The organism is Chryseobacterium sp. 2987 (assembly GCF_031456375.1).
In the GTDB taxonomy this organism is placed as follows: Bacteria; Bacteroidota; Bacteroidia; order Flavobacteriales; family Weeksellaceae; genus Chryseobacterium; species Chryseobacterium vaccae.
Map to the genome: position 1 here is coordinate 1 of NZ_JAVDUN010000017.1, position 14,444 is coordinate 14,444.

The window sequence follows — 14,444 nt, forward strand, 5'->3', positions numbered from 1 at the left end:
AGACTTAATCTAAAAGGAAAGAGTCCGGTACAGTACCGAACTCTTTCATATAATAATATTGTTTAATTTTGTCTAAACTTTTGGGTGCAGTCTAACTATTCCGGGACTTTTACAGTATCTGGTGAACGGATATTTTATCTCAATCCGGATCAGGATAACGATCATAATTTCACAGGCTCAATTGCGACTTCCTTCTTCCAGCTTCCATTAATTACTTTACAATAACCCTTTTCACATGTCCCTCAGAAGTTTTTATCAGGTAAACTCCTGTAGAAAGGTTAGAGGTTTCTATGGTGAGAGCATTTTTTTCATTACCTATCATTTTTCCGGACATATCAAACAACTCGTAATCCTGTTTTCTGTTGAAATATAATGTATTCCCTTTATTCAAAGGGTTCGGAAACACGTTGAACGTTGTTTTTTCCGTTTTAATTTCTCCGGTTCCTAAAGTAGGAGAGGTGGCTACCTCATACATGGACAGTGTTCCGCTGATTTCATTGGCAATGATGACATAACCTTTTCCGGTTGTAGTATTTTCAGGAGCAATATAGATAATCCCTTCAGGGCCGTTATCGCCTCCGTAAGCAGAAGTCAGACGGGAATGTTTATAATCTGTAAATACGGGACTGCCAGGGTTGGTGATATTATAGACCATCACTCCTCCGGTTCTTTCCAGCGTAATAAAAGCGTAAGTTTGCCCGTTGATCGTTCCTAATGCTACACCTTCCGGCTCGGGACCTTTGGCGCGGCTTCTGTTCTTGGCTCCGTTGGATTCATTATCCGCATTAAAAATCAATGGATGATTGGCGGCAATATACCTTTCAAACTGATCGCCACTATCATAAACCAGTTGTCTGGTATCTGTATTGAAAATGGAGAAAGAACGTGCCCCCAATGCGGCCATTTCTTCAAAATCTGAATCTCCGTCTGTATTTCCTGTTGCACTGGACACTCTGAATCTTCCTAAATTATGAGAAGCTTTTAAAACCGATGCCTGCGGGAACAATATCGGATCCAGGGTGTAATTATTGGCTCCTACTGTTGTTCTTTCGCTATATCCGGAAAGATCTTTCTCATCTCCTTCATTGGCGGTTACAATATAATGGGTATTTCCAACTTTGTAATTCTGAATGGCATCAGGAATGTAATAGGCTTTCACAGGCCAGTTGGCAATCAAAACTTCTCCGTTATTATCGGAAGCGTCAAAACCGTTGCCCGGAAGGCTCATATCTTTTTTACCCAGCCCCCAGATTCCGGTGATGGTTTTTGTGGTAAGATTAACCTCAGCCATGGCATTGTTTTCCTGAAGAGAAACCCAGGCTTTCTGGCTGTCGCTGCTTACCGTCACATATTCCGGTTCCAGATCCTGAGAAAGGGTGTTGTTGGTTCTTACTTTTCTGAGACCAGTGGCTGTTAAAGCTGAGGTTTGGGAATCAAAACTGTTAAAGTTAAGAGTGGTCACATTGCTCTGTGTAAGATTTCCGATACCTCCTGAAATATCAATGATGCTGATGGTTCCTTCCGGATCTACCGTGTAAACGTCATTAGGTTCACCTTCATTGGCTGTAATTACTTTTGTCCCATCGGGAGTGAAGGTAATCATATCCGGAAGTGCGCCTACCGTGACCTGTTTCAGGAAATTTCCATTAATATCGAAGAAAACAACAGAACCATTCTGCTGAGGATTGGTATTAGGAGAGGCGGCTGCAATAATTCCGTTTTTTACAGCGATGCTGGTGATACCTCCGTAGGGTGCCATATTCACTGTTCTGATTACGGAAGGGGTAGTTGGTGTACTGAAATCAAGAATGTCAAACACATCCGTAATAGAACTGATTGTAAATAATCTTTGTGTGGAAGGATCGTGGACAACAATTTCCGTAGAGCTGTTATTATTTCCGGAAGGATCAAAGCTTCCGATATAGTTCAGCTGGATCTGTCCGGAAGGAACCGGAGCAGGTTTGTCATTATCTACAATATAAACCGTTGCAGAATTATCCCCTGAAATTGACGCACCGGAAGGATTTTCAAGGCTTACGACAAAGTATTCTGCCTGCTGTTCTTCCACGGTATCATCGATAATTGGGATATTGACGGTATAATTTGTCATTCCCGGTGTAATATTGATGGTCTGGCTGGCTAATGTAAAATCATTGCTGTCTGCCGTACTGAACGGAGCAGGCTTTACCACGAGGTTTACAGATGCTGCCGAAGGATTGTTTATATTGATTTTGAAAGCAAGATTTCCTGCATTTTCATTAACTTTTATAAAATTTTTATCCAAGGAAACGGAGGTTCCTGCTGTCGTAAACGTGCTGGCAGTAGTTGTTATAACAGCATTATCACTGAAATCTTCTACAGTATCGGGTTTAAGAGCCAGGTAGTAAGTCTGACCCGGTATAAGTCCGGATGAAGGGATAACGGTAATGGTGTTATTGCTGAAAGCTGTTGTAAAGGGAACGAATGTACCTGAAGCACTTCCTAAACGGAATTCTATCAGATTTTGTGCATTAGAATCGTTGATTACGGAGTTATCTTTCAGTCTTACATTTTCGTTAAAAGATAGGGTAGGATTGACTGTTGTTGATGCATTATTGGTATTATTTGTGGGAAGATAAGTAACCGTTGGTGGAGTAGTGTCAATACCTCCAACCGGGGATGCATCTACGGTGAAATTGTCAAAGCGGTTATTTCCTCCTGTTCCGCCTCCGGTGGCAGAGAACTCTACTTTTAATTTAAAGTTCGGATTATTGGAAACTCCTGAAATGGTAGAAAAATCAAAAGTAACCAGCTGCGGATTGGTATCCTGAGGATTAATATTCTGATACGGAATAAAAGTTGTCCCGTCTGTTGAATAGGACCAGATTTGTGTGCCAGCTCCCTGTCCGGATCTTCTGGTTGTAAATTTTACAATGATGTTATTGTATCCTGTTGTGGGAAGATTAAACTGTAATGCTCCTCCAATGGGATTGTTAAATCTCAGGTGGGTTCCTGAAGGATCTCCGTTTCTGGCATTCAGATTTTCTGTATTGAAATTTTGCCCTGTTCCGTTGGCAAAGTCTATCAGACTGGTTCCTCCGGTAATAGCAGCGAGGGATCCTCCTGTTAAAGAGGAAGATGGTGTTGTAATGGATGTTTCTGTAGTACTGTTATTAAAGTTCCAGTAATGAACAAGTGTCTGTCCTGAAAGTCCGCTCTGTAGGAAGAATGCGGCAATAACAGAACCTTTTAATAGGTAGTTGTTGATCATTTTTTACTTGCATTAGATGTATGCAAAAATGAACTTTATACGCTGCAGTTGTTTTAAGGGAACTTTAAGAAATGTTTAATAAATGGTTTCCTTAAATGCAAAAAATGAAATCATTATTTGTCTTCCCGGTTTTTGGTTTATTTTGTTTGCTTTCCTGAGAAATTAAAAGTTTTCTGTGTTGGTGTTTTGCCTTCCAAAGGGTGTTTCTGCATATAGAAGAATCCTGAAACTGCAGTCAGAACCAAGAGTACAAAAATAACCAGAACTATTCTTTTTAACATTTCTCTCATATAGCTAAATTTTTAATGTCCCTAATTTCCAAAGTTGATGTAGGATACCCTCTGTGTACGGCATTGATCATTGCTCTACCTACTTCGTGTAAAGTTAATGATTTTGACGGTAAAAAAATAGGAAAAAACCAAATAAAAGGCTTAAAAAACCATTTTATGTTAATTTGTCCCTGAACAGGCTTCATAAATCCGGGACGAAAGTTGAATTCATTCCTGAATCCTAGCTTTTTTAATGCATTTTCGGTTCTGCCTTTTACCCGTGCCCACATGATCTTTCCGCTTTCGGTCTGGTCGGTGCTGGCTCCTGAGACATAGTTGAAAACCATTTCAGGATTCTGGTTCAGCACAGCCTTAGCAAAATGAAGGGTGGTATCATACGTAATTTTGGTATATTCTTCTTCATTCATTCCTACACTGCTGATTCCGGCACAGAAAAAACAGGCGTCATAACCTTTCAGGGTTTCATCATGAAGATCGATAGCTAAAAAGTCTGGGATAATATATTCCTTAAGTTTTGCGTGCTTTTTGCCGGACGGTTTTCTGCTTACACTTAAAATTTCAGAAACATGAGGATTTTCAAGACATTCCATTAAAACACCTTCTCCTACCATTCCTGTAACACCTGTGATAATTATTTTGATTGGGTTCATTTCTAGCTGTTGATATTATGTTGACGTTTTACAATCTGTTTTTACTTTAAAGAATATCAAAAATTATACTCTTTTGAATGTGTTTCACTGAATATGATTGTTTTGTAGCATAAAAAATATTAAAAAGGAAGCGCTGCTATGGATGCGCGAATTTTTAGTATTAATTTTCCCGCAGATCTCACAAATTTCACTGATGATTGTGTATTTTTTCTTTCACAGATTGGCAGATTTTTTTACTGATAACAAAAATAAAAACCAGCCGAAACAAGACTGGTTTTCAATATAATGGTATGGGTGAAAATTATTTTTTATCGTGCAGCTGACTGTAGATATTGTGAATAAGTCCGTCTGCTACTGAAATTTTAGGAACAAAAATCCTGCTGATGTCTGCCCATGACATTACATTATTGAAGATTCTTAATGCATGAACGAGAACATCTGCCCGGTCTTCTCTGAGGTTGTACTTGGTCATTCTTTCTTCTACAGAAAGTTCATTAAGCTCTTTGTAGGTTTTTTTAAGATGAGAAAGAGACATTGGCTTACCGTCTTTGGTTTTACTCATGGAGAAAACTTTATTGATGTTTCCTCCCGAACCGATGGCTACAATGGGCTTTTTACTGGTAATATTTTCTTTGATCGCTTCTTTCATTTCCGTCCAGTTATCAGCAGTAACCAGATTGTTGAGAAGGCGGATTGTTCCTATATTGAAGGATCTTTCATAGATCATTTTACCGTTTTCATAAAAAGTGAGCTCTGTAGAACCTCCTCCAACATCAATGTAAAGATAGGCGAATTCTTTGTCAAGCCCTTCTGCTACATGATTTTCGTAGATCAGGGTGGCTTCTTCGTCTCCGGAAATGATTTCTATATTGATGCCTGAAGTTTCTTTCACCTGCTTGATAATTTCGTTGCCGTTGGAGGCATCGCGCATGGCGCTGGTAGCACAGGCTCTGTAATGGTCTACTTTATAGATTTTCATCAGGTCGCTGAAAATCTTCATAGAATCGATGACCATTTTTTCTCTTTCACTTCCTATTTTTCCTAAAGTGAAAACATCCATTCCCAGCCTTAGAGGGATTCTCAGGAGGTTTAATTTTATAAATTCAGGTTTTTTATTGTTGATCTTTACTTCATTGATCAAAAGTCTTGCGGCGTTACTTCCTATGTCTATCGCGGCGATCTTCATTTTTTGCTTGTTTTAGCTTTTAAATATTTATAGGTTTCTATTTGAGAACGGCATTCTTTCTTATCATTCCTTACATACTCGTTGCTCAATTTTTTGTCTAAAATACGAGCTTTTACGTTATCTCTCAACTGAATGTCCAGAATATCTTTTAATTCCTTCTTCAGACCTTTGTCTGTGATCTTTGCAGCGGCTTCTATCCTGTAGTCGAGGTTTCTGGTCATCCAGTCGGCAGAGGAGATGTATATATCTTCCATTCCTTTATTATAGAAATACATGACTCTGGCGTGTTCAAGATATTCGTCTACGATGCTGATCGCTTTTATTTTTTCTTTAAAATCTTTTTGATTAACAGCACAATAGATTCCTCTTACGATCATTCTAACCACAACACCTGCTTTTGCGGCATCGTAGAGTTTTTCAATTAAAAAACGGTCGCTAACCGAGTTGGCTTTAACGATAATTTCGGTACGTCTTCCGGCTTTGGCTTCTTCAATCTCTTTGTCTATATGATGAATGATTTTTTCCCTCATAAATTGAGGACAGACCAATAAACTTTTGCAGGTTTTCAGGACAGGAAGATAATCTTCTTTTGGTTTTTTCAGAACATTGAAAACTTTGTTGATATCTGCCATGATACCACGGTCGGAGGTCAATAATAAATGATCACCATAAATCCTTGCTGTTTTTTCGTTGAAGTTTCCGGTGCTTATAAAGCCATACTGGATGGTTTTGTTGTGGGCTCTTTTCTTGATGACACAAAGCTTGGCATGTACTTTTTTATTCGGAAGACCTACCAGAACGGTTATTCCTTCCGGTTCCAGCATGCTTTTCCATTCCAGATTAGATTCTTCATCGAACCTTGCCTGAAGTTCCAGCATTACCGTTACTTCTTTGCCGTTTCTTGCTGCGTAGATCAGCGCATTGATGATTTTGGAGCTGCTGGCCATACGGTAAGCGGTAATTTGTATGGATTTTACGTCTGGGTCCATGGCAGCTTCACGGAGGAGATCAATTACCGGGTTGTATTTATGGTAAGGAAAGGAAAGAAGTACATCTTGTTTTAAAATGACGTCTGTCACCCTTTCGCCATGTTCAAAGGCCTGATGGGTAAATGAAGTTCTTTCTTCCGGTTTTTCATACTTTTCAAAGACATCAGGAAAATCCATAAAATGTTTGAAATTGTGAATTTTTCCCCCCGGAATAATGCTGTCTTTTTTGGAAAGGCTCAGTTTTCTGATCAGAAGTTCAAGCAGAGCTTTATCCATATCTTTATCAAAGACAAAACGGGTAGGCTTTCCTTTTCTTCTGTTTTTCAGTCCTTTTTCTATTTTTTCTGCAAAATTGGTGCGGATGTCATTATCCAGATCCAGTTCGGCATCTTTTGTCACTTTAAAAGCGTTGGCAGAAAATTCATCATACCCGAAATAGGAGAAAATATGCGGAAGGTTGAAGGTAATCACATCTTCAAGCAGCATGACATTTTTTTCTTCCGGATCTTCTGTAGGTAACAGCACAAATCGTCCTACAAATCGGGAAGGAATCTCAATAATAGCATAATTACTGGAATACTGCCAGTCTTTTTTTCTCATGGCAACCCCCAGATAGAGACTTTTATCTCTTAAATAGGGCATAGGTGTATTTTCATGAAGAAGAATCGGGATCACATTGGATTCCACAACTTCATCAAAGTAGGTTCTGACGAATTCTTTTTGTTTAGCTGTCAGGTTTTTGGCGTTTTTGATATATACTTTATGTTCAGCCATTTCAGACTGGATATTTTTCCAGGTTTTGTCAAAATTCTGCTGCTGGCTGATGACAATGTCATTGATCCGCTGTAAAATTTTGGACGGCGGTTGGTAAAATGATTCGGCAATCACTTTTTCCTTGAAATCCATGGCCCGCTTTAATCCGGCAACACGCACTCTGAAGAATTCATCCAGGTTGTTGGAAAAGATTCCGAGGAAACGTATTCTTAAATGTAAAGGGACCTTTTCGTCCATGGCTTCCTGTAAAACCCTTTCATTAAAGGCAAGCCATGTAATATCTCGTGGATTAAAGTGTACTGACATTCTGAATGTGTATATTTTATCAAAAATAATAAATCGTTAAGTTTCAATCCCTATGGATTAGATTAAACTTTGGTTAATTTTTATATGATAGTGAATTAATTCAGTCGGGATGTTGCAATCGTGTTGATAGTCAGAGGTTTTTTGTATATTTAATATGAATAAAATCCTTTCATATGACAGAAAATATTTTACGGAATATCGTGTTGATGATTATGATCTGCATCAGCTGTACAGCAAGAGGGCAACGGAAAACCATTTTATGCAATGACAGCTCTACCTATAAGCTGATAGACACTTCTGCTGTTTATCACCTGATCGCAATAGATGGAAAATCTTACTGGCTCAACTCCAGATCAGATACAGTTGGGGTAAAGTCTCTGAAAAAGGGATTGAAATTTTACAAAAACGGCCGGGTGGTTGAATTGAATAAAAAATCGGGCAAAGATGCATTGGAAGGAGCTTACTGTATCAATAATGAAAAATCAGAAATGAGATGGAAGTTGAAACATGTACAGGCCGGAAAGTTTCTGTCCCGGGAAAAGTTATCTATAAAGAATGATACTATAATAGGGGAGGTTCTTCCTTCGCCCCAGACAAAGGGATACATCAAAACATACGTTAAATCTAAAGACTATTAATATCATGATAAAACAGAAAATTGTCATTGTGTTTCTTACCTTCTTTTCTCTTTTTTCCTGTCAATCGTCGGAACATATTCATAACAAGCTTTTAAAAAAGGTAGAAAATTTCATAACCATAAATTTTCCAGGGATCTATTTTGATAAACTGTATATTATGGAAGGAACTTATATAACAAAAGGCAAATTTAATATTATCCCTCCCAAGCTTGAGATAAGCCGGGGTTCAGATACTAAACATTATGAAGATTATCTTGTTTTTAATGGAAATGGCACCGTGGAAAAATTTTATGCTGAGAATGAGGTGAAAGCAAAGCAGCTGCTGGCAAAACAATCTACTTCCACCATTTATGGAGTATTGTATCTACAGAGATCGCGCCTTATTATTGAAGTTATACAGGCGTTCAAAATGGGAGGGGGATATGGAAGCTATAAACAGGAAGTGAAAATTGAAGGTAGTAAGATATTGGTTCAGGATGGAGAGCAATGTTCTGTTTATCTGCTTGCTGTAGAGCCTTAGGATCATAAGAGGCTATACCATAAAGCATAGCTAAGAGAATAATTATTGATAAGTCGGAATGATATAAAAGCCAAGAATAAAATATATTTTATTAATCTATTATTAAAAGGTAAGTTTATATTTTTACTTGTTACATCAATATTTTATTGTTGCTTTTTTGTTAAAAGTGTATATTTGTTGATTATATTTTAAATTACATGAAAAAACTTTTACTCTTGTCTGCCAGTATTTTAATGGCTAACATATACGCTCAGAGAACGTGTGCGACTAGTGCTAAAATGAAGGAATTTTTCGCTCAAAATCCAGAAGCTTTGGCAAAGAAAGCCGATTTGAGAAATTATCTTACAAGTAAAAATACAACAGTAGGAAAGAACGGGCAGACAGTTATTACCATTCCAGTTGTAGTGCATGTTCTGTATAAAAATGAAACTCAGAATATTACTGCTGAACAGATTGCATCTCAAATTGCTGTACTTAACAACGACTTCAGAAAAATGAATGCTGACTTTAACTCAGTAGTTCCGGCTGCTTTCAAACCTTTTGCTGCAGATATGGAACTGGCATTCTGTATGGCAACAAAAACCCCAACTGGAGCAGCTACAAATGGTATTGAAAGAAAGTCTGTTGCTTCAAATTTTAATTTCGGTAATAACTATTATAAGGCAGCAGGACTTTTAGCCTGGGACCCTACAAAGTACCTGAATATTTGGGTAGGAGATATGGCGAACCCTTATCTTGGGTGGGCATATTTACCAGATGCAGCCGGTCAACCGCTTGATGGGCTTGCCATAGGATATAAGTACTTTGGAACTACAGGAACCGCTGAAGCACCTTATAACGGTGGTAGAACAGCTACTCATGAAATCGGACATTATTTTGGACTACTGCATCCATGGGGTGAAGATGACAGTGCTTGCGGGACACCTGATAACGATGATGGATGTGCTGATACACCAGCTACAAACGGACCTTATTTTACAGAGGATTTTCCTTCTTTTCCAGATAACCAGTATACCTGTACGACGTCTGCGAATGGAGCAATGTTTATGAATTATATGGATTATGTATCAGATTTTGAAATGGCGATGTTTTCCAATGATCAGAAAACAATTGCATCCAATACCATGTTAGGCCCAAGAGCGAGTCTATTAAATTCTAATGCCTGTTCATTCTTATCTGTAAATGATGTAGAAAAAGCAAATTCAATTAACCTTTTCCCTAACCCTACTACTCAGTATATTTCAATTGCATCGCCATTGGCTCCTATCAATGAGGTTGAAATTTTCAACGCTGAAGGACGATTGGTAAAAAAAGCTTTCATTAAAAATGAAACTGATAAGATTGATGTAAAAGATTTTGTTAACGGAGTATATTACGTAAGAACTTATAATAACAAGGACTTTGTTAAGTCTATGAAATTTATCAAAAAATAAATAAAAGTTCATCCCAAAAAAGCAATAGCCTGTTTCGTTTTTGAAACAGGCTATTTTGTTTTGAATGGTTCATTGTTGCTTATTCTATAACGCAAACCAAGTAAAGATTAAACCGTTGTTAGGGTGGTTTTTATTTTTATCAGCTCAAAGTCAGAGACTTTGCGCAACGAGGTGGGAAATGAACTGTGGCACTTGTTCCCTTATATTATGCAAGGATTAACACCCTTCATAATTACTATGTTTTTGTGCGCTATAAGGTGATTATATCTTTACCATAATAAAGTATCTTACTATTATCTTTGTGAAAATACCCACTTTTAGTGTTTCTTACAGAATTTAATACTTACCACCGAGTCATTAAACCTTTTTTCAGGACTAGTCACAATCCCTCATTAATAAACAAACTTGATTTCGTTTTTAATTTTATATACCCCTAATAAACCTTTCGGAGATTTTTCTATAAATTCTTTTTTTAAAGTAGATAAATCGATTCTATTTAAATTAAAACTTAAATCCTGAAAATAAAGGAAATTATCTAATGGATAGATTTGACTTCCACTTATATCATCTTCTTTACTGAAACTATAGATAATCTTAGATGTTCTATTTTCAATATCAAATTCATTCAGTCTAGAGTCATATGTATAATAGTATATTTTATTTTTATAATGAATAGGATTACACATTATTTCAAATTTAGATTCATGTTGATAGACTAATTTTCCTGTTTTAGCCTCTAACAGTATAATTTCTCCAGTTTTGTAATTATCGTTACTTCCGACAAAAATATACTTTCCTGCTACAATTAAATTTGATAAGGCTGCTGAATTTCTATTAACACTCCAAACTTTCTTCCCAGACAAAATATCATAAGCAGCAACTGAATTACAATTAAAATCTGCAAGATAAAAATGATTATCATCATAAGTAATAGGACGTGGTGCATTATCTATACTACAATTTTGATCTGCATGTAATAATAGTTCATACATTACTTTTCCTGAATTTGAATTTATGGCCACTATCCCATATGAATCTATACTGGCTATAATCATATCATCATTTACATACTGAAACTCTCTGACTCTGCCTTTAGTTTGTATTTTCCAGAGTATGATATTTCTTTTATAATCCATACAAATGAAACTTTCATTTGATTCAGGGAAACATATTTTATTATTATGTATTTTAGGTTCTGTAAAAGAATTGTCTTTGATTTTAAAAGAATAAAGTATTTTATCTGTTTTTAAATCTTCGATTTTTATTGCATAGTCCGTATCTTTCCAATAAGAGTAAATAAGGAAATTATTCTTAGGGTCAATATTTGCAATAAGAGCATGACGCTCTAAATGGTGATTAATATTTGTTTCTTTGCAAGAAAATAAAAACATTAATATTATTGTGATTTTATTTATCATGGATAACGTTGTATTTGAGGTACTGTTACAGAGCTTTTTTTGAAATTTTCCCAGGCTGGAACGGATTTAATTAAAATAACCTCCCAATCATCTTTTAGTTGTCTGTGTTTCAATATGGTTCAAGCCCAAAAGATAATAGTTGTTTACATCCGTTATTTCAAGAGCGCCTTCGCTGTTTTTGGTATAACTCATCCTTGCGTTGCCTAGATGGTCTCTGTACTGGTAAATATAGAGGTTTTCCCTAAACCTGTATATAAAAACCACCACGGATGCTGTGGTTTTATTATTCCATCATGGCACAAGCGTGACGCTTGCGCCAGCTGGGGGACAACACGTCTACACTCTTCTGGATGCGTTCCTTAAACAAACTAAACTGCAAAGCATTTTATAAATGTAAAACCCGCTCATTGAGCGGGTTTGTTGTTGGATATTTCTTTTAATAATTTAGTCATAAGATATTTATTCAAATTTTTATCTATGGGTATAGGGTCTACAATTACAGACAGATTAAATTCTCCATAATATTTTTCTTTATCAATAACACAAAAATATGTTTTATTGCCTTGTGCTAATTTATAATCTTTATACCCCTCTGAAGAAAAATCTATATAATCATATTTATAATTAGATAAATCAAAAGCATTATCTAACATTGAATTAGGCTTATTGATTTTGTCTAATTTTTCTTTGATAATTTTATTCCCATCAGATTTTATATAAAATTCTTCATAATAAGAATCTTTATCATTAATAATCAAATACCACTTATCATCAACAGCATATACTAAAATCTTATTATTGCCTTCATTAGAAAACTCCTTATCTATTATTTTTTGAAGATATTCTCTACTTGTATTTTTTAATGATTGTGTTTGTGAAGCACAATTAGTAAATAGAAATAGAAGAGAGTAAAAAAATATTTTATTCATAATAATTAATTTATCGACTTATTGGTAAATCATTTTCATTAGTTACTTTTCCTCCTGCATGAGGTGGGTTAGTTCCATCTCTTGGTGGTTCAGTACTTCCTGTAATCCTTCGCACTAAATTAGACATTCTAATTGCATTTGTATTATTTACAGTATGAGATAACCCTTTTGCTGATGGTATACCATGTCCTAAAACTTCATGGCTTGATGTTTCAGCCCTTGATTCTGAAGTAGTAGATGCAGTTTCCACAATAATTGAATGTGAACCTTTTGCAGTAGGAACATTAAATCCTGCCCCAGCTATACCATTTATAAGGTCTGCTTTAACATTACTTACATCTGGAACTAATTTATCTCCAACTCCAGCTTGTGCTTTATTCATGTGATCTTTAAGAGCTGTTCCTCCAGCAGAAGATACAGTATCTCCCAATGATAAATATTCAACTGTATGAACTTTGGAATCATTAATTGCCCCTACAATTGTATCAATGTATGCCTGTTCATCTTTTGAAATATTAACTCCACTTAAAGCAGTAGATAATGCAGTTGCATCTACTTTGTTAAATGATTTTCCTTTTACATCTATTAATGCTATAACTCCTGCAAACTTACTATCTGATAAAACTTTATGAATATCTGCTTTAAATTTTTGGGCATCTTGTTTAGTAACTCCAATAATGTCATATACACTCATTCCATCCGGATCAGTAAATCTAACAGGATTATTTACTGCATAATTGTATGGCGACCATCTTCTATATTCTTCACTCAAAGGATCTGGCGATATCCAACGACCTATGTCAGGCATAAGAAAACGAGCACCATAATCATACATCCCCGTCTCCTGCAGCTCTTTGCCATTGTACTTATACTGATAAGCATTCTGCGTTGTTGCTGTATAATTATGCAGCAATCCAAAAGGATAATAATTATTCACTTCCACAATCTCGCCCGGTTTCCAACCATCAATACAATTGGGTGGATTTAAAGGGTTCCAAGGTCCGTCACATTGCACCCAACGGTATTGTCTTGGCTGTATGAATCCGTCCTTATTGGTATCCGTGTAGCTTAATCTTACATTACCCAAATGATCGGTATAATTATAAATGTACTGACCGTTAAGTGCATCATAATAACCTTCTGAGGTAGGAATGATTCTGAGTTTCATCTCCGCAACTTCATTTGGATCAGGTAATATAATTCCACCTGTTCCTGCTTCTGATGGCTTGGTACTTTTATACTGGAATCCATCCAGATAATTGGTTTCTATATCTCCAAAGAACTTCTTTACTTTTACTCCATCTGCCCTGTAGATGAAGTTGGTCACCTGAGCATTCTGGGTAATCTGTTTGGGTAAATTTAAATAATTATACTGAATTGAAGAAATGCCTTTATCCGGATGACTGGTCATATTCCCATTTCCGTCGCCATTATCATTGTCATACCCAATTGTTCCGGGACTGGCAAGGTATGGATAGCCTGATGAATTCTGCTGAGCATCGGTCACCTTAGTCAGCTTATTGCCTGTATAATCATATCTTAAATCATCAATCACAACAGCAGCTGTATTTCCTGTCTGGAGAGCAGCTGATCTTTTCAGTCGGGTGATATTTCCGTTCAGGTCATATTCCGGGATTTCAAAATATTCTTTGGCCGTTTCATTACCCTGTTTCTGGTAAAAACCTGCTGAAAGACGGTTTAATCCATCATAAACATAGCCGTATCTTTTCAATGGTTCATTTTCTTCCGTTAAAGTTTTCCAAGATACTTCCGTAATATTTCCGTTGAATTTAGGTCTTACTTTTAAGGTGCTATAGTTACTGTTCGGGGTTTCCATTCCTTCAACTTGGTTGTAATTGATTTTATAACCAAACAGATCATTTCCCAAATTCGCAGGATCGTTAATTTGTGTCATCCAGCCCCTGATGTTATACTGATAGTTGATGGTTTGTAATGGTGATCCCGTACTAGTTCCTCCAACCTTCTTGGTTTCCAATTGGGAGAGTTCATTGTAGCTGTTTTGCGACAGAATCTCTTCCGGATTACTGTCTACTTGATGCT

The 14,444-nt window shown here is 36.5% G+C and carries 11 protein-coding genes; 3 read left to right on the plus strand and 8 right to left on the minus strand.

Going from position 1 to position 14,444, the window contains the following annotated elements; genetic code table 11:
• Window positions 1-211: 211 nt before the first annotated feature.
• The 5 genes from J2Y40_RS23790 to ppk1 form a co-directional block, all read right to left on the minus strand.
• Window positions 212-3,250, minus strand: coding sequence for a choice-of-anchor I family protein (locus J2Y40_RS23790; RefSeq protein ID WP_310001781.1), 3,039 nt, complete (start codon window positions 3,248-3,250; stop codon window positions 212-214).
• A gap of 137 nt (window positions 3,251-3,387) precedes the next feature.
• Entirely contained in the window at window positions 3,388-3,540 is a 153-nt protein-coding gene (locus J2Y40_RS23795) for a hypothetical protein (RefSeq protein ID WP_153394849.1), read from the minus strand.
• Window positions 3,537-4,190: an NAD-dependent epimerase/dehydratase family protein gene (locus J2Y40_RS23800; protein ID WP_310001783.1), complete on the minus strand. Its 654-nt coding sequence runs from the start codon at window positions 4,188-4,190 to the stop codon at window positions 3,537-3,539. The genes J2Y40_RS23795 and J2Y40_RS23800 overlap by 4 nt, the downstream gene beginning before the upstream one ends.
• Before the next feature lie 301 nt (window positions 4,191-4,491).
• The gene (locus J2Y40_RS23805) at window positions 4,492-5,376 is read right to left on the minus strand and encodes an exopolyphosphatase (protein ID WP_153394845.1); all 885 of its coding nucleotides are present in this window, start codon (window positions 5,374-5,376) and stop codon (window positions 4,492-4,494) included.
• Window positions 5,373-7,445 (minus strand): polyphosphate kinase 1, encoded by a 2,073-nt coding sequence (gene ppk1, locus J2Y40_RS23810; RefSeq protein ID WP_153394843.1) that lies wholly within the window; start codon window positions 7,443-7,445, stop codon window positions 5,373-5,375. Before ppk1 ends, J2Y40_RS23805 begins: the two co-directional genes overlap by 4 nt.
• A gap of 173 nt (window positions 7,446-7,618) precedes the next feature.
• On the opposite strand from ppk1, the gene J2Y40_RS23815 reads away from it, so the two are divergent.
• The 3 genes from J2Y40_RS23815 (at window position 7,619) to J2Y40_RS23825 (ending at window position 10,036) form a co-directional block, all read left to right on the plus strand.
• On the plus strand, window positions 7,619-8,083 hold the full coding sequence (locus J2Y40_RS23815; RefSeq protein ID WP_153394841.1) for a hypothetical protein: 465 nt from the start codon (window positions 7,619-7,621) through the stop codon (window positions 8,081-8,083).
• A 157-nt stretch (window positions 8,084-8,240) separates the two neighbouring features.
• Window positions 8,241-8,603, plus strand: a complete 363-nt coding sequence (locus J2Y40_RS23820) for a hypothetical protein (RefSeq protein ID WP_153394839.1) — start codon at window positions 8,241-8,243, stop codon at window positions 8,601-8,603.
• Between the two features lie 197 nt (window positions 8,604-8,800).
• Window positions 8,801-10,036 carry a T9SS type A sorting domain-containing protein gene (locus J2Y40_RS23825; protein WP_310001785.1) on the plus strand — a complete coding sequence of 412 codons (1,236 nt, stop codon included), beginning with the start codon at window positions 8,801-8,803 and terminating at the stop codon, window positions 10,034-10,036.
• A gap of 392 nt (window positions 10,037-10,428) precedes the next feature.
• Here J2Y40_RS23825 and J2Y40_RS23830 read toward each other — a convergent pair whose 3' ends face one another.
• The 3 genes from J2Y40_RS23830 to J2Y40_RS23840 all read right to left on the minus strand — a co-directional run.
• A complete protein-coding gene (locus J2Y40_RS23830; protein WP_153394835.1) occupies window positions 10,429-11,454 on the minus strand; it encodes a PQQ-binding-like beta-propeller repeat protein in 1,026 nt (341 codons plus the stop codon).
• A 404-nt stretch (window positions 11,455-11,858) separates the two neighbouring features.
• On the minus strand, window positions 11,859-12,383 hold the full coding sequence (locus J2Y40_RS23835; RefSeq protein WP_153394833.1) for a hypothetical protein: 525 nt from the start codon (window positions 12,381-12,383) through the stop codon (window positions 11,859-11,861).
• A gap of 10 nt (window positions 12,384-12,393) precedes the next feature.
• A partial coding sequence (locus J2Y40_RS23840; RefSeq protein WP_310001788.1) for an RHS repeat-associated core domain-containing protein occupies window positions 12,394-14,444 on the minus strand: 2,051 nt, incomplete at its 5' end.